Source organism: Cupriavidus pauculus, assembly GCF_008693385.1.
Lineage (GTDB): Bacteria > Pseudomonadota > Gammaproteobacteria > Burkholderiales > Burkholderiaceae > Cupriavidus > Cupriavidus pauculus_D.
Genome location: NZ_CP044065.1, coordinates 3,034,307 through 3,055,099 on the forward strand (window position 1 = coordinate 3,034,307; position 20,793 = coordinate 3,055,099).

21 protein-coding genes are annotated in these 20,793 nt (G+C 67.7%); 8 read left to right on the forward strand and 13 right to left on the reverse strand.

Annotated features, from left to right (window positions below):
- Positions 1–125 precede the first annotated feature (125 nt).
- Together FOB72_RS13930 and FOB72_RS13935 are read left to right on the forward strand one after the other, a co-directional pair.
- Positions 126–1,490, forward strand: a complete 1,365-nt coding sequence (locus FOB72_RS13930; RefSeq protein WP_150373913.1) for an ATP-binding protein — start codon at positions 126–128, stop codon at positions 1,488–1,490.
- Positions 1,491–1,497: 7 nt separating this feature from the next.
- Entirely contained in the window at positions 1,498–2,106 is a 609-nt protein-coding gene (locus FOB72_RS13935; RefSeq protein WP_150373083.1) for a response regulator transcription factor, read from the forward strand.
- A 27-nt stretch (positions 2,107–2,133) separates the two neighbouring features.
- Here the strand turns inward: FOB72_RS13935 and FOB72_RS13940 are convergent, their stop codons facing one another.
- From FOB72_RS13940 to FOB72_RS13955, 4 genes are all read right to left on the reverse strand, one after another.
- Positions 2,134–2,568 (reverse strand): hypothetical protein, encoded by a 435-nt coding sequence (locus tag FOB72_RS13940; protein ID WP_150373085.1) that lies wholly within the window; start codon positions 2,566–2,568, stop codon positions 2,134–2,136.
- 220 nt (positions 2,569–2,788) lie between these two features.
- Positions 2,789–4,120, reverse strand: a complete 1,332-nt coding sequence (gene hslU, locus FOB72_RS13945) for an ATP-dependent protease ATPase subunit HslU (protein ID WP_150373086.1) — start codon at positions 4,118–4,120, stop codon at positions 2,789–2,791.
- 22 nt (positions 4,121–4,142) lie between these two features.
- The gene (hslV, locus tag FOB72_RS13950) at positions 4,143–4,679 is read right to left on the reverse strand and encodes an ATP-dependent protease subunit HslV (RefSeq protein WP_150373088.1); all 537 of its coding nucleotides are present in this window, start codon (positions 4,677–4,679) and stop codon (positions 4,143–4,145) included.
- A 137-nt stretch (positions 4,680–4,816) separates the two neighbouring features.
- Complete coding sequence (locus tag FOB72_RS13955; RefSeq protein WP_150373089.1) at positions 4,817–5,803, reverse strand: tripartite tricarboxylate transporter substrate-binding protein; 987 nt, start codon at positions 5,801–5,803, stop codon at positions 4,817–4,819.
- 323 nt (positions 5,804–6,126) lie between these two features.
- Between FOB72_RS13955 and FOB72_RS13960 the strand changes: the two genes are divergently transcribed.
- From FOB72_RS13960 to FOB72_RS13985, 6 genes are all read left to right on the forward strand, one after another.
- The gene (locus tag FOB72_RS13960) at positions 6,127–6,630 is read left to right on the forward strand and encodes a Fur family transcriptional regulator (RefSeq protein WP_150373090.1); all 504 of its coding nucleotides are present in this window, start codon (positions 6,127–6,129) and stop codon (positions 6,628–6,630) included.
- Between the two features lie 38 nt (positions 6,631–6,668).
- Positions 6,669–7,745, forward strand: coding sequence for a CobW family GTP-binding protein (locus FOB72_RS13965; protein ID WP_150373092.1), 1,077 nt, complete (start codon positions 6,669–6,671; stop codon positions 7,743–7,745).
- A gap of 406 nt (positions 7,746–8,151) precedes the next feature.
- Entirely contained in the window at positions 8,152–8,838 is a 687-nt protein-coding gene (gene dksA / locus FOB72_RS32555; RefSeq protein WP_223851339.1) for an RNA polymerase-binding protein DksA, read from the forward strand.
- Between the two features lie 150 nt (positions 8,839–8,988).
- Complete coding sequence (locus tag FOB72_RS13975; protein WP_150373094.1) at positions 8,989–10,173, forward strand: GTP-binding protein; 1,185 nt, start codon at positions 8,989–8,991, stop codon at positions 10,171–10,173.
- Complete coding sequence (locus tag FOB72_RS13980) at positions 10,112–10,570, forward strand: hypothetical protein (protein ID WP_223851340.1); 459 nt, start codon at positions 10,112–10,114, stop codon at positions 10,568–10,570. Before FOB72_RS13975 ends, FOB72_RS13980 begins: the two co-directional genes overlap by 62 nt.
- A gap of 185 nt (positions 10,571–10,755) precedes the next feature.
- Positions 10,756–12,921 carry a TonB-dependent receptor gene (locus FOB72_RS13985; protein WP_150373095.1) on the forward strand — a complete coding sequence of 722 codons (2,166 nt, stop codon included), beginning with the start codon at positions 10,756–10,758 and terminating at the stop codon, positions 12,919–12,921.
- An 11-nt stretch (positions 12,922–12,932) separates the two neighbouring features.
- On the opposite strand, the gene FOB72_RS13990 is transcribed toward FOB72_RS13985, so the two are convergent.
- The 9 genes from FOB72_RS13990 to bioB form a co-directional block, all read right to left on the reverse strand.
- Entirely contained in the window at positions 12,933–13,472 is a 540-nt protein-coding gene (locus FOB72_RS13990; RefSeq protein WP_223851341.1) for a GNAT family N-acetyltransferase, read from the reverse strand.
- Between the two features lie 4 nt (positions 13,473–13,476).
- Positions 13,477–14,397, reverse strand: a complete 921-nt coding sequence (locus FOB72_RS13995; protein ID WP_150373097.1) for an MBL fold metallo-hydrolase — start codon at positions 14,395–14,397, stop codon at positions 13,477–13,479.
- Positions 14,394–14,639, reverse strand: coding sequence for a DUF1289 domain-containing protein (locus tag FOB72_RS14000; protein ID WP_150373099.1), 246 nt, complete (start codon positions 14,637–14,639; stop codon positions 14,394–14,396). Before FOB72_RS14000 ends, FOB72_RS13995 begins: the two co-directional genes overlap by 4 nt.
- A gap of 4 nt (positions 14,640–14,643) precedes the next feature.
- A complete protein-coding gene (locus FOB72_RS14005; protein ID WP_223851342.1) occupies positions 14,644–15,102 on the reverse strand; it encodes a thioesterase family protein in 459 nt (152 codons plus the stop codon).
- Positions 15,099–15,632 carry a YbaK/EbsC family protein gene (locus FOB72_RS14010; protein ID WP_150373100.1) on the reverse strand — a complete coding sequence of 178 codons (534 nt, stop codon included), beginning with the start codon at positions 15,630–15,632 and terminating at the stop codon, positions 15,099–15,101. The genes FOB72_RS14005 and FOB72_RS14010 overlap by 4 nt, the downstream gene beginning before the upstream one ends.
- 28 nt (positions 15,633–15,660) lie before the next feature.
- Positions 15,661–16,590, reverse strand: coding sequence for a hydroxymethylglutaryl-CoA lyase (locus FOB72_RS14015; protein ID WP_150373102.1), 930 nt, complete (start codon positions 16,588–16,590; stop codon positions 15,661–15,663).
- Between the two features lie 28 nt (positions 16,591–16,618).
- On the reverse strand, positions 16,619–17,572 hold the full coding sequence (locus FOB72_RS14020; RefSeq protein ID WP_150373104.1) for a 2-hydroxyacid dehydrogenase: 954 nt from the start codon (positions 17,570–17,572) through the stop codon (positions 16,619–16,621).
- 73 nt (positions 17,573–17,645) lie between these two features.
- Positions 17,646–19,673: an acetyl/propionyl/methylcrotonyl-CoA carboxylase subunit alpha gene (locus FOB72_RS14025; RefSeq protein WP_150373105.1), complete on the reverse strand. Its 2,028-nt coding sequence runs from the start codon at positions 19,671–19,673 to the stop codon at positions 17,646–17,648.
- A 55-nt stretch (positions 19,674–19,728) separates the two neighbouring features.
- Positions 19,729–20,772 carry a biotin synthase BioB gene (bioB, locus tag FOB72_RS14030; protein ID WP_150373107.1) on the reverse strand — a complete coding sequence of 348 codons (1,044 nt, stop codon included), beginning with the start codon at positions 20,770–20,772 and terminating at the stop codon, positions 19,729–19,731.
- Positions 20,773–20,793 lie beyond the last annotated feature (21 nt).

Genomic DNA, 20,793 nt, shown 5'->3' on the forward strand with positions numbered 1-20,793 from the left:
GCATCCGCCGAAGCGGTGCGATGGCATTGTTACACTCGCGTCATGGGCCGAGCGTGCCCCGCGCTCGTTCCTCCATTCCAGTGATCACGAACTTGTTCCCGCCCTCCCTCGCCACGTGGCTCTCCATGCCCGGCGTCGTTCCCGAGCGTCACAGCCTGGTCAGCCTGAGGCGTCTGTCGCGGCTGCGGTGGGCCCTGCTCGCGGGGCAGGCGCTGCTGCTCGTCTCGTGCGAGTCCGTGGCGGGCATCATCCTGCCGTACAAGCCGCTGCTGCTGCTGTTCGGCCTGCAGACGCTGTTCAATCTGCTCACCACGCTGCGGCTGCGCGGACTGGCCGCGCGCAGCGGCGCGCCGGCCGATGCCGAGCTGATGGCGCAGATGATGGTGGACCTGACCGCGCTCTCGGCCATCCTGTTCTTCACGGGCGGCGCGACCAATCCATTCGTCTCGTTCTATCTGCCGGGCCTGGCGATCGCCGCGGCCATCCTGCCCTGGCGCCTCGTCGCGGCGCTCGCGCTCTATGCGCTCGCGTGCTATTCGCTGCTGCTGCTCGAATACGTGCCGCTGAACCTGCACAACCCCGACAACGCGGTGAACTATCACCTCGCGGGCATGTGGCTCAACTTCGTGGCCAGCGCGGTGATGATCGCGTTCTTCGTCGCGCGGCTCTCGGGCGTGCTGCGCCAGCGCGACGCCGAGCTGAATCTCGCGCGCGAACAGCTGCTGCGCGAAGCGCGCGTGGAGGCACTGAACAACCAGGCCGCCGCGGTCGCGCACGAGATCGGCACCCCGCTGGCCACGCTCGCGGTGATCGCGGGCGAGTTGCGCGCGGACGCGGACGATGCCGGCCGCGGCAACACCGCGATCGCCGGCTATCTGCCGGACCTGCGCACGATGGAACAGCAGCTCGACCTGTGCCGCTCGATTCTCGCGCGCCTTCGCGAAGACCACGCCACGCTGGCGCCGCAGCGCATCGGCACGTGGCTGGCCGCGTTCGCGGAACGCTGGCAGCTGCGGCATCCGCAGGCCACGCTGCGCGCGGTCGCCAGCGCCGAGGCCGCGCGGCACGCGGTGGACGTCGCGCGCGTGGGGCAGATCCTGACGATCCTGCTCGACAACGCCGCGCGCAGCCAGCAGGCGGCGGGCCGCGCGATGCATGCGGCGCCCGCGCTGCGGCTCGACCTGTCGCTCGTGCAGGACCATCGCGGCGCGCACGAGGGTGCGGGCCTGCCGGTGCTCTCGTGCTGCGTCACCGACCGCGGCACGGGCATTCCCCCGGCCATCCGCGCCCGCCTCGGCGAAGCCCCCGTCGCGAGCACGCATGGCGGCCAGGGCATCGGCCTGTACCTGGCACAGAGCGCCGCGCGCCAGCTTGGCGGACAACTGGCGTGGCACGACAACCCCGGCGGCGGTACCGTCGCCGAACTGCGCCTGCCCCTCGCCGTCACGACCCCCGACCTCGACGCCTCGCCGTCCGAACTCCAAACGTAAAGCCGCAATGACCGACGCTCCCGCAATCGTTCCCGTGGATCCCCTGGCCGGCACGCCCTTCCTGGTCGTCGATGACGACGAGGTGTTCGCGGGCACGCTGTCGCGCGCGCTCACGCGCCGCGGCTATGCGGTACAGGTCGCGCACAACGGCGCGACCGCGCTCGCGCTGGCCGCGCGCACCGCGTTCGCGTACGTCACGCTGGACCTGCATCTGGGGCCGCCCGCGGAAGCGGCCGGCACCGCGCCGGCGGAATCGGGACTGCATCTGGTGGCGCCGCTGCGCACGGCGTTGCCCGACGCGCGCATCCTCGTGCTGACGGGATATGCGAGCATCGCCACGGCCGTGGCGGCCGTGAAGCAGGGGGCGGACGAGTATCTGGCCAAGCCGGCCAACGTGGATTCGATCCTGACCGCGCTGATGGCGGGGATCTCGGAAGATGCGGCCGAGGCCGCGCTCGAGGAACCGGTGCCGCTATCGGTGGCCCGGCTCGAGTGGGAGCATATCCAGCGCGTGCTCACCGAGCACAACGGCAATATTTCCGCGACGGCGCGCGCGCTGAACATGCATCGGCGCACGCTCCAGCGCAAGCTCGGGAAGCGTCCCGTGCAGCGCTGACCGGTGGCCGCGCCCGACGGGTTCGGCTTACAGGCGCAGCTGCACGTAGTCCCAGCCCAGATCGTCGTGCGCGCCGTTGGCCTCCGAGGCGATGCGCAGCGCATCGCTCGCATGGCGGTCGGCCAGCGTGACGAGCTTGCCCGCATCCATCGCCATCGTGGCCATCGCGGCTGACGACCCCGCGTCGGCGGACTTGCCCGCGCGCGGATCCACGACCGCCGGCGCCGAGGCGGGCAGATCGGTGGGAATCGTGGAAGGGATCGTCGAAGGCAGCGGCAGCGTGATCGTCGTGGCGCCGGCCGAGGCCTCGGGCGCTGCCGTGCTGGCATTGGCGGGCGTCACCATCGGACGCACGCACAGGAACACGGTGGCGGCTGTCAGCGCGGCCAGCAGCATGGCCGAGGCCAGCGCGACGCGGCGCGTTCGAACCTGATTGCGTTTGTAGAACAGATTGCGCGACATGAATGCTCCCCGGAGTCGTCTCGATGAGATGCGGGTCGCTCCCATCGACGCTCGTTACCATTGAAGGTGCGCAAGCGTCTCATCCGTGGGCCATGTGCGCCAGTGGACTTACCAAGTTTTACGAAGCTTACCGGACGCGGTGGTTCCCGTGCATTCGTGTACCTTCGCGTACGATGCCGCCGCGTTCCCGCTTCCGTGCGAAGCGGGAACGCACCGTGGCTTACAGCACGTAGCGCGACAGGTCCTCGTTGCCGGCGAGGTCGCCCAGGCGCTCTTCGACATACGCGGCATCGATCGTCACGGTCTGGCCCGACGACTTGCCCGCGTTGAACGACAGGTCCTCGAGCAGGCGCTCCATGACCGTGTACAGGCGGCGCGCGCCGATGTTCTCGACCTTCTCGTTGACCGAGAACGCGATCTCGGCCAGGCGGCGGATACCGTCCGGCGCGAACTTCAGATCGACCTCTTCGGTGGCGAGCAGGGCCTGGTACTGCTTGGTCAGGCTCGCGTCGGTCTGCGTGAGAATGGCCTCGAAGTCCTGCACCGACAGCGATTCCAGTTCCACGCGGATCGGGAAGCGGCCTTGCAGTTCGGGAATCAGGTCGCTCGGCTTCGACAGATGGAATGCGCCCGATGCGATGAACAGGATATGGTCGGTCCGGATCATGCCGTACTTCGTGTTCACGGTCGTGCCTTCCACCAGCGGCAGCAGATCGCGCTGCACGCCCTGGCGCGACACCTCGCCGCCGCCCACGTCGCTGCGGCTCGCGATCTTGTCGATCTCGTCGAGGAACACGATGCCGTTCTGCTCGACGTTGGCGATGGCCTTGAGCTTGAGCTCCTCTTCATTGACGAGCTTCGCGGCCTCTTCGTCGATCAGCAGCTTGAACGCTTCCTTGACCTTCATCTTGCGGCGATGCTTCTTGCCCTGGCCCAGCCCGGCGAACATCGTGCGGATCTGCTCGGTCATGTCCTCCATGCCCGGCGGCCCCATGATGTCCATGCTCGGCGCGCCCGCGGCCACCTCGAGCTCGATGTCCTTGTCGTCGAGCGAGCCCTCGCGCAGCTTCTTGCGGAAAGCCTGGCGCGTGTTCGAGTCCTTGTCCTCGCCCTGCGCGAAGCCGATATCGCGCGGCGGGGGCAGCAGCACGTCGAGCAGGCGGTCCTCGGCGGCGTCTTCCGCCTTGGTGCGGACCTTCTTGGTCTCCGACTCGCGCGTCTGCTTCACGGCCATCTCGGCCAGATCGCGCACGATCGTATCGACGTCGCGGCCGACGTAGCCCACTTCCGTGAACTTGGTCGCCTCGATCTTGATGAACGGCGCGTCGGCCAGCTTGGCCAGGCGGCGCGCGATCTCGGTCTTGCCGACGCCGGTCGGTCCGATCATCAGGATGTTCTTCGGCGTGATTTCCTGGCGCAGCGGGTCCTGAACCTGCTGGCGGCGCCAGCGGTTGCGCAGCGCCACGGCCACGGCCTTCTTGGCCTTGTTCTGGCCGATGATGTGCTTGTCGAGTTCGGAAACGATTTCCGACGGGGTCATGGTATGCGACATGGGAATCCGTTCAGAGCGACGCTTACTCGAGCGTCTCGATGACGAAATTGGTATTCGTGTAGATGCAGAGTTCGCCGGCGATGGTCAGCGACTTCTCGACCACGTCCTTCGCGGACAGGTCGGTGTTCTCCATCAGCGCCTTGGCGGCGGACTGCGCGTACACGCCGCCCGAGCCGATGGCCGCGATGCCGCCTTCGGGGTCGAGCACGTCACCGTTGCCGGTAATGACGAGCGTGGTGTCCTTGTCCGCGGTAATAAGCATGGCCTCGAGCCGGCGCAGCGCGCGGTCCGAGCGCCAGTCCTTGGCGAGGTCCACCGCCGCGCGGGTCAGGTTGCCCTGGTACTTTTCGAGCTTGGCCTCGAAGCGGTCCAGCAGCGAGAACGCATCGGCCGTGCTGCCGGCAAACCCGACCAGCACCTTGCCGTTGTAGATACGGCGCACCTTGCGCGCCGAACCCTTCATGACGATATTGCCCAGAGTGACCTGGCCATCACCGCCCAGCGCGACCTGGTTGCCGCGGCGGACGCTGACGATGGTAGTGCCGTGATACTGTTCCATGGTGCCTCGTTGATGTCTGTCAGGTCGGTAGGTGGCGCCACCGGCGCGGCTTTCAAGGGGGACGCGAAATTCCCAATATAGGCACAAAAAAAAGGCCATGCCTCGCGGCATGGCCTTTGGTGTTGCAGCGTCGGCGCTCAGTCCGCGTAGACGCCCGCCTTCTTGATGACCGGCGTCCACTTGTCGATTTCCGACGCGAGGAACACGCGCAGCGAGTCCGGCGTGGCGCGCTGGGCCGGCACGGCCTCGGCGCCGAGTTCCGCCATCTTGGCGCGGAACGTCGGATCGGTTACCGACTTCTGCAGCGCGGCCGACAGCTTGTCGATCACGGCCTTCGGCGTGCCCTTCGGCGCGTACATCGCGTGCCAGATCTTGACTTCCACGCCCGGCAGGCCCTGTTCGGCCGCGGTCGGAATGTCCTTGAACGCTTCCACGCGACGCTGCTGCATGGCCGCGTACGGCTTCAGCGAACCCGCCTTCAGCTGGCCGGCGATGTTGGTCGTCTGGTCGCACATCAGGTTGACCTGGCCGCCCAGCACATCGGTCAGCGCCGGCGCGGTGCCCTTGTAGGGCACGGTGGTCAGTTCGGTCTGGATCGCGCTCTGGAACAGCAGGCCGCACAGGTGCGAGGCCGAGCCGATACCGGCGTTGGCCAGCGACAGCTTGCTGGCGTTGGCCTTCACGTACGGCAGCAGCTCCTTGAACGTGGCCGGCGGCAGGTTCTTGTTGCCGACCATCACCATCGGCACGTCGGCGATCTCGCCGACCATCTCGAAGTCCTTGAGCGGGTCGAAGCCCAGGTTCCGGTACAGCGCCGGTGCCGTGGACATGCCGATATGGTGGATCAGGATGGTGTAGCCGTCGTTCTTGGCCTGCACGACCTTCTTGGCGCCGATGGTGCCGCCGGCGCCACCGAGGTTCTCGATCACGATCGTGGTGCCCAGATGCTTGGACATGATCGCCGTGAGTTCACGGGAGACCTTGTCGGTCGGGCCACCGGCCGCGAACGGCACCACGGCCTGCACGGGCTTGCTGCCCGGGAAATCCTGCGCGAACGTACCCGTCGATGCCACCACGCCGGCAACTGCCAGCGCGGCCGCGAAATGTACTGCAACTCGTTTCATCATGCTCTCCTGTATTCCCTGCTCCAGTGCCTCGAGACCGCCGTTTGCCGTCGGACGCCCGCGTGTTGCGGATCTTTCCGGTCGTGCGATCCATATCGGAAGCGCACGAGTGACCATCGGCAAAATGTATGGGTGGAAGGCGGCCACCAGCCCCGCGTACAGGCGGAGCCGGAGGTGGATGTTAGCCGCCGCGAACAACGCGCAGGTAGCGGGGTTAACCCGCGAGAAACGCACATCTGGACGGCGCATTCGGAGCACGCCGTTGCGGACGCGCTTCCGCAACTGAATTGCATCGAAGGGGGCCCTATGGTTAAATGGCCCGCATGACCCGCCCCACTTTGCATTCCGCGCCTCAGGCCGCTCCGCACGACGTCGCGCAGGAGCGTCTGCGCCTGCTCGGCGCCCGCGTGACGCAGCCGCGCGTGGCCATCCTGGCGTGCCTGATCGGCAGCGACGACGCCATGACGCACCAGGCCGTGATCGACACCCTGCCCGCCGAGGCCGGCGTGGACCGCGTCACCGTCTACCGCGTGCTCGACTGGCTGGTCGAGCAGGGCATCGCGCAGAAGCGCGCGGGCAACGACCGCGTCTTCCGCTTCAGCCTCGTCGAGCACGAGGCCGCGCGCGCGCAGGTGCACCGCCAGCACAGCCACTTCCATTGCACGCGGTGCGACCGCACCTATTGCCTCGAAGCCGCGGGCGCGCCGCCGCGCGTGGCCACGCCGAAGGTGCCGAGCGGTTTTGCCGTGGAGCACGTGGAGCTGACCGTCAACGGCGTCTGCGCCGAATGCGGCAAACGCATCGAGGCCGGCGCGCACGCGCACTGAAGGCGGAATCGATTTATCTATCGGACTCGGAGAACAACATGTCCAAAATGATCCCGGTCACGATCCTGACCGGCTTCCTCGGCAGCGGCAAGACGACGCTGCTCAAGCGAATTCTCAACGAACAGCACGGCATGAAGATCGCCGTGATCGAGAACGAATTCGGCGAGGAGAACATCGACAACGAAATCCTCGTGCAGGATGGCCGCGAACAGATCGTGCAGATGAGCAACGGCTGCATCTGCTGCACGATCCGCGGGGACCTCGTGCAGGCCTTGTCCGATCTGCTCACGCGCCGCGACGCGGGCGAGTTCGACTTCGACCGCGTCGTCATCGAGACGACGGGCGTGGCCAATCCGGGCCCGGTCGCACAGACGTTCTTCATGGACGAGGAAATCGCCGCGCGCTATCTGCTGGATGCGGTGATCACGCTCGTCGACGCGAAGCACGCCAACATGCAGCTCGACAAGCAGGAAGAGGTGCAGCGCCAGGTCGGCTTTGCCGATGCGATCTTCATCACCAAATCGGACCTCGTCGACGAAAAGGAGGTGGCCGACCTGCGCCACCGCCTGCTCCACATGAATCCGCGCGCGCCGATCCGCACCGCGCATTTCGGTGAAGCGCCGATCGACACGATCTTCGACCTGCGTGGCTTCAACCTCAACGAGAAGCTCGAGATCGACCCCGACTTCCTGCGCGCCGACGATCACGACCACGACCATGACCACGATCATGGCCACGTGCATGACGAGCACTGCGGCCACGACCATCACGACCATGGCCACGGTCACGCGCACGACCACCACCATCATCACCACCACACCGACCGCATCGCGTCGTTCGTGTTCCGCAGCGACAAGCCGTTCCACTACGGCAAGCTCGAGGAATTCCTGTCGGGCATCCTGTCGGTCTATGGCGAGAAGCTGCTGCGCTACAAGGGCGTGCTCTATATGGATGGGGTGGACCGCAAGGTCGTGTTCCAGGGCGTGCACCAGCTGATGGGCAGCGATATCGGCGCCAAGTGGGCCGACGAGACGCCGGTCACCAAGATGGTGTTCATCGGTGTGGATCTGCCGCGCGAGGCGATCCTGAAGGGGCTCGAAAGCTGCCTGGCCTGACCTGACGGCATCCGGCACCATCCGACCGGGGGGCTTCGCCAGTGGCGATGCCCCCTTTTGTCCTTTTCTGCCTGTCCCGTCACATGGGGGCCCGGCGGTCATCGTGAAAAATCCTGTGCGCTTGTCCGGCTTTCTCCCATATCTCCGAAAAATTTGTTCAAGTACAATAAGCCGGATTTGATACGGGCGGCGCACCTTTGAGCCGTTACCCGTATTGGCAGGGCGGCGGGTCGTCGTCTACACGAGGCGGGCCGCCTGCAGGTGCGGTCGCAGTGCTTCGTGCGGAGACCGCCAATCCGCCGTGAGGCACCTCCGGTTCGCGCCGCGTTACGTTTTGCGTGTTTGCTTTGCGTGATGTAACGTCACTAAACGTCACTTACCCGACGCGAGAGAGAGAGGTGTCCCCATGACAGCCGCAACAAAAACCAAGGAAAGCCGCAGCAAGACTGTTACTGCCGCGGCAGCGACACCAAAGGCGCAGCCTGCGAAGGCAACGCCGACTCCACGTGGCAGTACGGCGCAGGCCGAGGCGGGGGAGGCCAAGGGAGGCACGCGAAGCAGCAAGACTGCAGCCAGCCAGAGTGAAACGACCGCACCGCGCAAGCGGGCGGCCACCGCACCCGAGCGGACGGAGACGCCGCCGGTCGCATCAACAAGAGAATCAGCAGCAACCATGAGCAGCAACAAACTTCTGACTGAAGCTGAAATCCTGAAGATGAGCGACAAGGATTACATGAACGAGGCGCAGTTGGCCTTCTTCAAGAATCGCCTTGAGCAGCTTCGCGACGAAATTCTCAAGAACGCCGACCAGACCACCGAACACCTGCGCGAAACGGTCATCGTGCCGGATCCGGCGGATCGCGCGACGATCGAGGAAGAGCATGCGCTCGAACTGCGCACGCGCGATCGCGAGCGCAAGCTGCTGAAGAAGGTCGAACAGTCGCTCCAGCGCATCGAGTCCGGCGACTACGGCTGGTGCGAGGAAACCGGCGAGCCGATCGGCGTGCCGCGCCTGCTGGCCCGTCCGACCGCGACGCTCTCGCTGGAAGCGCAGCAGCGCCGCGAGCTGCGCCAGAAGCTGTTCGGGGACTGAGCCCTCCCGGATCGCACTGACCTACGGCCCGGATCATCCGGGCCGTTTGTGTATACGCGATGTCCTACCATGGGGAAGCGCCGTGCGTGACTGTCCTCACGGCGGCGTTTCTGATACAGTCGCAACCTTGTTGCAATTACATCCCGCATCATGGCCGATCGCCTGCCCGTCACCGTATTGTCCGGATTCTCCGGTGCCGGGAAGACCGCCCTGCTCGACCACGTTCGCGCCCATGCCGATGGCCTGCGCGTGGCGGCGCTCGCCGATGGGCCGGACCTGCTGACCGAGGTGGAACGCCTGGCGCAAGCGGGCGGCCACGATGCCGTGATCGTCGAAACCGACGCCAGTTCGGAGCCGCTCGCGATCGCCGAGCTCTTCGCCTTCGAGGATGCGCACGGCCATGACGATGCCGGGGCCGGCTACCGGCTCGATACGCTGGTCACCGTCGTGGATGCCGCGACGCTGCTGCGCGACTGGCACGACGCGGATTTTCTCGCCGATCGCGGCCTGGCCGAGGCCGGCGACGACCGCACAGTGGTCGATGTGCTCGTGGAGCAGATCGAAGGCTGCGACGTGCTCGTGCTGAACCATACGGACGAGGCCGATGCGGATACGCTCGCCCGCGCCCGTGCGCTGTTGCGCGCGCTCAACCCGCGCGCCGATCTCGTCGAGACGATCCGCGGCGCCGTGCCGGCCGCGCATGTGCTGGACACCGGCCGCTTCGATGTCGACACGACGTTCGCGAACACGGGCTGGCAGCTGGCCCTGCGCGGCGAAGCCCTGCCCGCCGAAGACGGCATCGGTGCCGTCGTCTATCGGCGCCGGCGCCCATTTCATCCGCAACGATTCGCCGATCTGATCCACACCGAATGGATGCGCGAGCACGGCGACGTGCTGCGTTCCAAGGGCCTGTTCTGGCTGGCGTCGCGCATGGACATGGCCGGCGACTGGGCGCAGGCCGGTGGCGTCTGCCGACCCGGCGGTGCCGGCGCATGGTGGGCCTCGCTCGACGACACCGACTGGCCGCAGGACGCCGATGCGCGCGCGGAGATCGAGGCCGAGATGGAAGATCCGTTCGGCGACCGCCGTCAGGAACTCGTGCTGATCGGGCGCGATCTCGATGCGGCCGCGCTGTCGGCATTGCTCGACGCGTGCCTGCTGACCGATGCGGAAGTGGCCGAGGGTCCCGAGGCGTGGGCAGCCTATGCCGATCCGTTCCCGGCCTGGGACGACGGTCACGACCATGACGACCATGACGATCATGGCGATGGCCATGGCGATCACGACCACGATCATGATCACGACGATCAGTGCGGCTGTGGCCATGCGCACTGACGCGGGCCAACTTCTCGCGCGCTGGCGCCACCGCGGCCTCGGTCTCTGGACCGCGCTGGGGCTGGTGCTGTGCCTGCTGCTCGCGCAGCAGGCAGGCCTCGTGCACCGCGTGGTGCACGGCGGGCTGCTCAACACCCCGCTGACCCTCTCCGCCGTCGTGGCGGGACAGGGGCAGGACGCCCATGTGCATCCGCTTGCGCTGAAAATCGCCGGCCATTCCTGCGTGCTGTTCGATGGCGCGACCGTGGCCGACACGCACTTCGGTACCGTCACGCTGCCCATGCTGCGTTTCGGCAAACCGGTCAAGCCCGCCGCGCTTGCGTGGCGCTGGCCCGATCTTCCCGCCCGTCACCCCTTCCATTCGCGCGCCCCACCGGCGCCGCTCGCGTTCGTCTGACCCGCCACGGTCCGCGGCCCTGATTTGCCGGCCGCCGCGCCGGGGCTCCAGCCATATTCCACGTGCCATGCCACGTGTGCCCTGCCGGGGCGCACCGCCGTCGTGTCGACGCCCGTCGTCCGCCGTCGTGCGCGTGCAGTGCCATCCGTCGTGCCACGGTCGTGACAAAAACCGAATCGCGAGCCATGTCTCACAAGAACAAACTCCCGCGCGCGCGCCGCCTCTCCGCGCGCAAGTCTCCCCTCAAGCCCGCCGCCGCCGTCGCGGCGCTGGTCGTCTCCGCGCACGCGTTCGCGCAGGATGCCGCGCCCGCCGCCCCCACGGCGCCGGCCAGCACGCCCGCGCCGGCACCGCAGGTGCTCAAGCCCGTCGTCGTCACCGCCAATCCGCTCGGCAGCGACCTCAACGACCTCGTGGCGCCCGTCTCCACGCTTGGCGGCGATGCGCTGACCGTGCGCGCCGACAGCACGCTCGGCGAAACGCTGAACACCCTGCCCGGCGTCTCGTCGAGCTATTTCGGCCCGAACGCGAGCCGCCCGATCATTCGCGGCCTCGACGCGGACCGCATCAAGGTGCTGCAGAACGGCGGGTCCACGATCGACGCTTCCACGCTGTCCTATGACCACGCGGTGCCCATCGATCCGCTCGTGGCGGAGAGCATCGAGGTCGTGCGTGGCCCGGCCGCGCTGATGTACGGCGGCAACGCGCTCGGCGGCGTGGTCAACGTGATCGACAACCGTATTCCGAAGGACCCGATCACGGGCGTGTCCGGCGCGGTCGATTCGAGCGCGACCATCGGCGGCGACAAGGGCCGCAATGCGAGCGGCCTGATCGAGGCCGGCAACGGCAGGTTCGCCGTGCATGCCGACGCGTTCGTGCGGCAGACCAGCGACCTCAAGATTCCGGGCTTCGCGCGCAGCGGCAACGCGCGCGCCACGCAGCCGCTCCCCGAAGGGGAAACGGAGAGCTACGGCCATATCCCCAACACCAACGCGCATCAGGAAGGCGGCGCGCTCGGCGGTTCGTACACGTGGGCCGACGGCTTTATCGGGGCCGACTACTCGACGTATCGCAACGACTACGGCACGCCGGCCGAAGCCGACGCGCGCATCAAGATGCGGCAGGACCGCTTTGGCGTCGCGGGCGAGGCGCGCAATCTGTCCAATGCCACGGGCGGCATCATCGAGTCGGTCAAGGGCAACTTCAGCTACACCGACTACGAGCATCGCGAGATCGAGGACGGCGAGACGGGCACCACGTTCAAGAGCCATGGCTGGGATGCGCGGCTGGAGGCCAAGCACGGCAAGATCGGGAACATGACGGGCGTGATCGGCACGCAGTTCGGGCACACCGACTTCTCCGCGCTCGGCGAGGAAGCGTTCGTGCCGAGCACGCGTACCGACAATGCCGCAGTGTTCGTGTTCGAGGAACTGCCGCTGACGGCATCCGGCGACCTCAAACTGAACCTCGGCGGTCGCCTCGACCACACGACGGTGAAGGCCAGCGCGAATGGCAGCGATCGTTTCGCCGATGCCGAGCGGACCTTCAACGCGGGCAGCGCGTCGGCGGGTCTGCTGTACAAGGTCAACCCGGTCTGGTCCGTGACCAGCAACCTGTCGTACACGGAGCGCGCGCCGACGTTCTACGAGCTCTATGCCAACGGGCCGCACCTGGCCACGGGCACGTTCGAGGTGGGCGATCCCAATGCGAACAAGGAACGCGCCACGTCGATCGACCTCGGGCTGCGCTTCAACCAGGGGCCGCATAGCGGTAGCGTCACGGGCTACTACAGCCGCTTCCAGAACTACCTCGCGCTCGTGAACTCCGGGCAGTTCCGCGACGAAGAAGGCAATGCCGCGCCGGCGGGCAACGGTGCGTTGCCCGTGTTCCAGTACCTCGGCGTGCCGGCCACGTTGTGGGGCTTCGAGGCCGAGGGCAAGACGCGCCTGCTCCAGAAGATGCTCACCACGAGCGATACGCTGGACTTTGCCGCGCGCGCGGACTACGTGCATGGCGAGAATCGCGACACCGGCGAGGCACTGCCGCGCCTGTCGCCGCTGCGTCTCGGCGGGTCGCTGATCTACGGGGCGGGCCCCTGGGGAGCGCGCGTGAACGTCGATTGGTACGCGCGCCAGAGCCGTGTACCGACGGACGATACGCCCAGCGATGCCTATACGATGCTCGGCGTGGCGCTGACCTACAAGTTCAAGGTCTCGCGCACGCAGACGCTCGTGTATCTGCGAGGCGATAACCTGACCAACACCGAGGCGCGCAGCGCGACGTCGATCTTGCGGGATATCGCGCCGCTGGCGGGGCGGAGCGTGCGGGTGGGGTTCAAGACGACGTTCTGACCGGGAAGGCCTCAACCCGGGATCATCGAATACACGGCCGCCGCGATCGGGCGGCCGTTCAGGATCAGCCGGTTGCGCGCGATGCATTCGAATTGCGCGCCGATCTTCTCCGCCACGGCGCGGCTGGCGAGGTTACCCTCCGCGGCCACGACCTCGATGCGTGTCAGCCCGAGCCCGTGAAAACCATGGCACGCCATCATCGACGCGGCACCCGCCGCGATGCCGCGCCGCTGCCGCGATTGCCGGATCCAGTAACCGAGGTTGCCCAGGTTGTCCTCGCGCCGGATCTGGTTGATCGCGACGCCGCCGTACAGCACGCGCCCATCGGGCGAGAACACGCCGACGTCGAACGCGACGCCGTCCTCCATATTGGTTTCGCAGCGGGCAAACCACTCGTGCGCGTCGTAGAGGCCATAGTCGGGATACGCCCAGGGCATCCACACGCCCACCGTCGCCATCGATTCGCGTACCGCGCCGACCATCTGCGATGCATCGCTCGCACGAAATGGCCGCAGCAGGAAGTCGCGAGCCTTGAGCGGCGGCATCAGCATGGCGTCAGTCCCGGTTCAGTATCTGATCGCCATCGACCGCAAGCGCTCCGACGCGGACAAGTCCCCGCAGCGCATCCTCGCAGATCGCCGCGAGCGATTCGCCCGGCATGTAGCGCGCCTGGATGCGCGACATCAGCGGCGTCGCGCCGAACCAGTCGAGCAACGCCGCGCGCGTCATCCGCTGCGCGGCCAGCATCCGGAACTTCACGAGCACCTTGATCGCGTTCGTCGCATTGCGCAGCGGATCGTCGCGCAGGTAGGCGAGCCGGCCGCGCGCGCGTTCGAGCGCGCCCGCGACGTCCGTGAACACGGCACCATGGCCGGGAATCACCACCCGCACATCGAGCGACGCGATCCGCGCGAGCACCGCCTGCTGCTCGGCAAACCCGCTCTCGCCATCGAGCTCGGGAAAGATCACGCCGAAGCCGTTCTCCCACAGCGCATCGCCAGAGATCAGGATGCCGTGGGCGGGCGCGAACAGCATGACCGCATGCGGATCGTGCCCGGGCGCCCCCACCACGTTCCAGTCGATGCCGCCGAGCCGCAGCGCATCGCCATCGGCGAGCACGTCGTCGAACGTAAAACGCGCGCATTGCTGCCCCGTGGCGCGATACGACAGCGCCTCCTCGTCCCACGCGGCCACCGCGTCCGCTTCCGCCGCCGGAATGCGCGTGTGCGGCTGCCAGCGTGCCTGCAGGCTCGCGTTGCCGCCGCAGTGGTCGGAATGCAGATGGGTGTTGACGAGCCGGCGCAATGGCCGGCCGTCGAGCGCGGCTTCCACGAGCGCCACCGTCTGCGAGGCGTGCGTGACGTAGCCGCTGTCGATCAGCGTGGCGCCATCCCCGTCGAACGTGAGGACATTGTTGGCCGAGAGCCAGCCGCGCTCCAGCACACGTAACGACGGCGGGAGCGGCGGCGTGCTCATGGCGCGGTTTCCCGCAGCCAGCGCAGGCGATCGGGCAGTTGCGCCCAGATCGCGCGGCGTGCGGCGTCGTCCGCGCCGGACCATGACGCAATCTCGTCGATCGTGCGCAGGCAGCCTTCGCAGTAGCCGGAGGCCGCATCCATGCGGCAGACGTTGATGCACGGCGACGGCACGGGCGAGCCCGTCAGCGCGGCGTCGGCAGCGTGTTCCAGTTCGGCCAGCGATCGCGTGCACACGGTCATGGCGTCAGCCCGTCATGCGCGCGGCTTTTGCCGCGATCTTGTCGTTGAAACGCGCAGCATCGATCAGATGCCGTTCGTGCACGCCCTCGGAGATCTTGTCCTCGCCGTCCCATGCGGTCAGCGCGAACCGCAGCTTGCGGCCTTCGACGGCAACCAGCTCGCCCTTGACCGTCACCGCCATGCCCGGCGGCGTCGCGGCCAGATGCGAGAAGTTCACGAGCGTGCCGAGCGACTGCTCGCGCGGCCAGTCGAGGTAGTCGCGCAGCATCTGCAGGCACGCGCATTCCATGATGCCGACCATATACCCCGTGGCCAGCACGTCGGGCATGTCGGCACACCCGGGAATATCGTCGTACAGGTTCGGCACGGTGGCCTTCGGCGGCACCACGTACTGCCACTCGAACGCAATGCCGGGCCGCAGCCCGCTGGCCGCGCTCAAGCCGCCGGCGCCGCCGGCGCTCACGACGCCACCTCGCCGTTCACCGGCTGCACGAGCTGCGCGACGTCGGCCACCTCGGCACCCGTCATCGTCTGCAGCTGCGCCGGCGTCAGGTTGAACACCGCATGCGGATGGCCGGCGGCGGCCCAGACGCTCTCGTACTGGAACAGGTCCCGGTCGAGCAGCATCACCGGTGCCACCGCGTGGCCGATCGGGCAGACGCCACCGATCGCATATCCGGTCTTGTCGCGCACGAAACGCGCATCGGCCTTGCCCAGCGCCCCCACGCGCGCGGCCACCTTGGCCTCATCGACGCGATTGCTGCCACTCGCGATCACGAGCACGGGCACGTCGTCCGCCACGCGGCGGAAGATGATCGACTTGGCAATCTCCGCCACGGAGCAGCCCAGGCCGGCCGCGGCCTCCGCCGAGGTCCTGCCCGTCGCGGGCAACATCACCACGGGCCGGTCGTGGCCGATGCCGGCCAGCAGATCGGCCACGCGTTGCGCGGATTCCGGGAGGGGTCCCTGCGACGTTCCGGAGGTTTCGCTCATGTCACTGCTCTCCTGAAGAGGAATGGGTTCACACGCACGTGGCTTCCGCCGCCGACGCCCACTTGGTCAGCAGGGCCTTGCCCACGCGCGAGCTGTTCGCGCGGCCGATGGCCTGCGAGATGAAGTCGCCGGTGCGCACCACGGCTTCGAGATCGATGCCGGTGTGCAGGCCGAGCCCGTGCAGCATGTACAGCACGTCCTCGGTGGCCACGTTGCCCGTGGCGCCCTTTGCGTACGGGCAGCCGCCGAGGCCCGCCACCGACGCGTGGAAGATCGCGATCCCCACTTCGAGGCTCGCGAGGATGTTCGACAGCGCCTGGCCGTACGTATCGTGGAAATGGCCCGACAGGCGGTCGATCGGAAACTCCGCCGCCGCGGCGCGCATCACGTCCTGCACCTTGCCCGGCGTGCCCACGCCGATCGTGTCGGCGATATCGATCTCGTCGCAGCCGAGTTCGCGCATGCGGCGTACCACATCGACCACCGCGCTCACGGACACCTCGCCCTGATAGGGGCAGCCGAGCGCGCACGAAATGCTGCCGCGCAGCCGGACGCCCGCTTCCTTCGCGGCGGCGGCCACGGGTTCGAAGCGCGCGATCGATTCGGCGATCGAGCAGTTGATGTTCTTCTGCGAGAACGCCTCGCTCGCGGCGCCGAAGATCACCACCTCGTCGGCGCTCGCGGCCACCGCGCCCTCGAAGCCCTTCATGTTCGGGGTCAGCACCGAATAGAGCGTGCCCGGACGGCGCTGGATGCGCGCCATCACATCGGCGCCGTCGGCCATCTGCGGTACCCATTTCGGCGAGACGAACGAGGCGGCCTCGATATTCACGAAGCCCGCGTCCGACAGCTGGTTGATCAGCGCGACCTTCACATCGGTCGGCACCATCGCCTTCTCGTTCTGCAGGCCGTCCCGCGGGCCCACTTCGACGATCTTCACGTATTGTGGCAAGTTCATCTCCAACTCCTGTTCGGTGGCGTCGCGTTCAGTACCCGCGGTCGATATCGACGATGCCCGCGATGGGGCGTCCTTCGCCGAGCGCGCGGATCTTGCCGGCGATCTGCGCGATGCTGTCCTCGCGCAGCGTGAGCGCCGAGATATGCGGCGTGATCGTGATGCGCGGCTCCTTCCAGAACGGATGCTCGGCCGGCAGCGGCTCTTCGCGGAACACGTCGAGCGTCGCGCCGCCGATCTGGCCCGACTGCACTGCGGCGAGGAGGTCGGCCTCGACCAGATGCTGGCCGCGCGCGACGTTGACGAGGTGGGCGCCCGGTGCCAGACGCTTCAGCAGATCGGCGTCGATGATGTTCTCGGTGTCCGGCGTCAGCGGCAGCACGTTGACGAGCACGCGCAGGCCGTCGAGGAACGCGGCGCGGCCGTCTTCGCCGTGGAACGCCTGCACGCCCTCCACCTGCCTCGGCGAACGGCTCCAGCCGCGCACGGGAAAGCCGAACTGGGCCAGCGTGCGGGCGATATGGCTGCCCAGCGTGCCGATGCCCATCACGCCGATCGTGAAGTCCGCGCGGCGATGGGGCTTGATGAACTTCCACGTGCCGGCGGCGGCCTGCGCGGCGTAGGCGTCGAGCTTGCGGAAATCGCGCAGCACGGCGGCGCTCACGTATTCGGCCATCTGCGCGGCCATGCCGGCGTCGTCGAGGCGGACGATCGGCACGCCCGCGGGCAACGCATTCGCGTCGTTGTCACGCAGCCGCAGGATGCCGTCCACACCGGCGCCGAGATTGAAGATGGCGCGCAGATCGGTGCGGCCGCGCAGCATCTCGACCGGGGGACGCCAGACGACCGCGAAGTCCACCTGCTTGTCGCTGGAGATATCGCGGGATTCCTCCCAGGTCAGGCACTGCGCCTCGGGCAACGCCTCGGCGAAACCTTCAATCCAGGGGGCATAGCGGCCGTCCGGCACGTACAACTGCAACTTCATCTCGACTCCGTGTGATTGTTGTAAGGGGATGCCTGCGATTTTGGCATGGATTCGGATTGGACCGAGCCCACCGCTACGCTGTTTCGGGTACGGCAAACGCCAGCAACTGCGCGCCTTCCGTCACCTGTTCCCCCACGCCGTACAGCACCTCGGCCACCACGCCGTCCACGGGCGCGCTGATCGTATGCTCCATCTTCATCGCTTCCATGACGAGCAGCGGCGTGCCGCGCGTGACCTGCGCGCCCGGCTCGACCATCACCGCGATGACCTTGCCCGGCATGGGCGCGGTCAGCTTGCCGCCCTCGCCTTCCGCGGCGTCCGACACCGCGAGCGGGTCGAGCCATTCGAGCACCGCGTGGCGCCCGCCGTGGAACACGTGGAACGTGTCGCCCTCCAGATGCACCTGCCCATGCGTGCGGCGCGTGCCCATGTCCACGCGGATATCGTCCGCGCGGAACGTGTAGGCGAACGGCGTCGCCTGATCCATGAAGATCAGCGTCTTGCGCCGCGACTCGATGCGCAGCACCACCTCCAGCACATCGTTGCCGGATTTGAACCGCAGCGTGCGGTCATCGCGGCCATTGAGCCGCCATGCGCCCGCATGGGTCCACGGCGAATGCGGATCGCTCGCGTCGATGCGCCGCGTGGCGTCTTCGCGCGCGAGCAGCGCCGCCGCCGCGAGCGCGGCCGCTTCCATCCCTACGGGGCGCGGGGGCGGAAACAACGCGTCGTGGTTGCGCTCGATCAGTCCGGTGTCGAGGTCCGCCGTGCGGAATGCCTGCGAGGTCACCAGCCGCTGCAGGAACGCGACGTTCGTCGACAACCCCACCACGTGGTAACCGGCCAGCGCCTGCGACAGGCGTGCCAGCGCCGCCTCGCGCGTCGGCCCCCAGACGATCAGCTTCGCGATCATCGGGTCGTAGAAGGGGCTGATCGCATCGCCCTCGCGCACGCCCGCGTCGATGCGCACACCCGCGGGACCATGCGCATCGCCACCGCGCATGAACTGCACGGCCGGCGGCGTGCGCAGGAAGCGCAGCGTGCCGGTCGATGGCAAAAAGCCCTTCTCGGGATTCTCGGCGTAGATGCGCGCCTCGATCGCATGCCCGTCGATGCGCAACTGCTCCTGCGTCAACGGCAGCGGCTCGCCCGCGGCGACACGGAGCTGCCACTCGACGAGGTCTTGCCCGGTGATCATTTCGGTCACCGGATGCTCGACCTGCAGCCGCGTGTTCATCTCCATGAAGTAGAACGACCCGTCCTGGTTCGCGATGAACTCGACCGTGCCCGCGCCGACGTACCCCACCGCGCGCGCGGCAGCCACCGCGGCTTCGCCCATCGCGCGGCGGCGATCTTCGGTCATGCCCGGCGCCGGCGCTTCCTCGAGCACCTTCTGATGACGGCGCTGCACCGAGCAGTCGCGCTCGAACAGGTACACGCAATTGCCATGCGTGTCGGCGAACACCTGGATCTCGATATGGCGCGGCCGCGTGAGGTACTTCTCGACGAGCACCTTGTCGTCGCCGAAGCTCGCCGACGCCTCGCGCCGCACGGACGCGAGCGCAGCCTCGAACGCATCGCCGGACTCGACGACGCGCATGCCCTTGCCGCCACCGCCGGCGCTGGCCTTGATGAGCACCGGATAGCCGATGCGATCGGCCTCCGCGCGCAGCAGCGCGGGATCCTGGTCCTCGCCGTGATAGCCGGGCACCAGCGGCACACCGGCCCGCTCCATCAGCTGCTTGGCCGCGCTCTTGCTGCCCATCGCGCGAATCGCGGACGCGGGCGGCCCGATGAACACCATGCCCGCCTCGGCGCAGGCCTCGGCAAACGCGTCGTTCTCGGACAGGAACCCATAGCCCGGGTGAATCGCGTGCACGCCCGCGTCGCGGGCCATCTCGATGATGTGGTCCGCGCGCAGATAACTGTCACGCGCGGCCGCGCCGCCGATATGAATCGCCTCGTCGCAATACGCGACATGCCGCGCTTCCGCGTCGGCGTCGGAATAGACCGCCACCGTGCGAATGCCCAGGCGGCGGCACGTGGCGGCCACGCGGCAGGCAATCTCGCCGCGGTTGGCGATCAGGACCTTCTGAAACATGGCTCTCCTCCTTCTTGTGGTCGGGGGCGGCCAGTCTGCGTTGCACCGTCGGGTATTACCCCGCGTAGCCTTCCGCGCGAATGTCGAGGCGCGCGAGCAGCGCGCGGTCGCGGTCGGCCTGCGGGTTGCCGGTGGTCAGCAGCTTTTCGCCATAGAAAATCGAATTGGCGCCGGCCATGAAGCACAGCGCCTGCAACGCTTCGTCCATCGCCTCGCGGCCGGCGGACAGACGCACCATCGCGCGCGGCATCGTGATGCGCGCCACCGCGATCGTGCGGACGAACTCGAACGGGTCCAGCGCCTCGGTGCCGGCCAGCGGCGTGCCCTCCACCTGCACGAGGTTGTTGATGGGCACCGACTCCGGGTACGGGTCCATGTTCGCGAGCTGCGCGATCAGGCCCGCGCGCGCGGCGCGCGACTCGCCCATGCCGACGATGCCGCCGCAGCACACGTTGATACCCGCCTCGCGCACGTGGCCGATCGTGTCGAGACGATCCTGGTACGTGCGCGTGGTGATGATCTTGCCGTAGAACTCGGGCGACGTGTCGAGGTTGTGGTTGTAGTAATCGAGACCGGCATCCTTGAGGCGCTGCGCCTGCTCGGCCTTCAGCATGCCGAGCGTGACGCAGGTCTCGAGGCCCATGGCCTTGACCTCGCGCACCATGTCGATCACGGGCTCGAGGTGACGCTCCTTCGGGCTGCGCCAGGCGGCGCCCATGCAGAAGCGCGTGGCGCCATTGGCCTTGGCCGCGCGCGCGGCTTCCAGCACCTCGTCCAGCGCCATCAGCTTCTCGGCCTTCACGCCGGCGTCATGGTGCGCGCTCTGCGGGCAGTAGCCGCAATCCTCTTCGCAGCCGCCCGTCTTGATGGACAGCAGCGTGGACAGCTGCACGGTGTTCGCGTCGAAGTGCTCGCGATGCACCTGTTGCGCGCGGAACAGCAGGTCGTTGAACGGCAGCGCGAACAGCGCGGCCACGTCGTCGACGCGCCAGGCATCGGTGTCCTTGGGCGCACCGGCGGCAATGTTGCGGGCGGTCTGGCGCAGGCTATCGGGCGAGATGGTGGCGGAGACGGTGGCGGAGATGGTCGTTTGAGTCATGATCGTTTCGGTTTTCTGTAT

Excerpts from the sequence above, each read along its gene's own strand:
- FOB72_RS13930 (WP_150373913.1), top strand. The coding sequence starts at position 126 with ATGCCCGGCGTCGTTCCCGAGCGTCACAGCCTGGTCAGCCTGAGGCGT.
- FOB72_RS13935 (WP_150373083.1), top strand. The coding sequence starts at position 1,498 with ATGACCGACGCTCCCGCAATCGTTCCCGTGGATCCCCTGGCCGGCACG.
- FOB72_RS13940 (WP_150373085.1), bottom strand. The coding sequence starts at position 2,568 with ATGTCGCGCAATCTGTTCTACAAACGCAATCAGGTTCGAACGCGCCGC.
- hslU (WP_150373086.1), bottom strand. The coding sequence starts at position 4,120 with ATGTCGCATACCATGACCCCGTCGGAAATCGTTTCCGAACTCGACAAG.
- hslV (WP_150373088.1), bottom strand. The coding sequence starts at position 4,679 with ATGGAACAGTATCACGGCACTACCATCGTCAGCGTCCGCCGCGGCAAC.
- FOB72_RS13955 (WP_150373089.1), bottom strand. The coding sequence starts at position 5,803 with ATGAAACGAGTTGCAGTACATTTCGCGGCCGCGCTGGCAGTTGCCGGC.
- FOB72_RS13960 (WP_150373090.1), top strand. The coding sequence starts at position 6,127 with ATGACCCGCCCCACTTTGCATTCCGCGCCTCAGGCCGCTCCGCACGAC.
- FOB72_RS13965 (WP_150373092.1), top strand. The coding sequence starts at position 6,669 with ATGTCCAAAATGATCCCGGTCACGATCCTGACCGGCTTCCTCGGCAGC.
- dksA (WP_223851339.1), top strand. The coding sequence starts at position 8,152 with ATGACAGCCGCAACAAAAACCAAGGAAAGCCGCAGCAAGACTGTTACT.
- FOB72_RS13975 (WP_150373094.1), top strand. The coding sequence starts at position 8,989 with ATGGCCGATCGCCTGCCCGTCACCGTATTGTCCGGATTCTCCGGTGCC.
- FOB72_RS13980 (WP_223851340.1), top strand. The coding sequence starts at position 10,112 with ATGGCGATCACGACCACGATCATGATCACGACGATCAGTGCGGCTGTG.
- FOB72_RS13985 (WP_150373095.1), top strand. The coding sequence starts at position 10,756 with ATGTCTCACAAGAACAAACTCCCGCGCGCGCGCCGCCTCTCCGCGCGC.
- FOB72_RS13990 (WP_223851341.1), bottom strand. The coding sequence starts at position 13,472 with ATGCTGATGCCGCCGCTCAAGGCTCGCGACTTCCTGCTGCGGCCATTT.
- FOB72_RS13995 (WP_150373097.1), bottom strand. The coding sequence starts at position 14,397 with ATGAGCACGCCGCCGCTCCCGCCGTCGTTACGTGTGCTGGAGCGCGGC.
- FOB72_RS14000 (WP_150373099.1), bottom strand. The coding sequence starts at position 14,639 with ATGACCGTGTGCACGCGATCGCTGGCCGAACTGGAACACGCTGCCGAC.
- FOB72_RS14010 (WP_150373100.1), bottom strand. The coding sequence starts at position 15,632 with ATGAGCGAAACCTCCGGAACGTCGCAGGGACCCCTCCCGGAATCCGCG.
- FOB72_RS14015 (WP_150373102.1), bottom strand. The coding sequence starts at position 16,590 with ATGAACTTGCCACAATACGTGAAGATCGTCGAAGTGGGCCCGCGGGAC.
- FOB72_RS14020 (WP_150373104.1), bottom strand. The coding sequence starts at position 17,572 with ATGAAGTTGCAGTTGTACGTGCCGGACGGCCGCTATGCCCCCTGGATT.
- FOB72_RS14025 (WP_150373105.1), bottom strand. The coding sequence starts at position 19,673 with ATGTTTCAGAAGGTCCTGATCGCCAACCGCGGCGAGATTGCCTGCCGC.
- bioB (WP_150373107.1), bottom strand. The coding sequence starts at position 20,772 with ATGACTCAAACGACCATCTCCGCCACCGTCTCCGCCACCATCTCGCCC.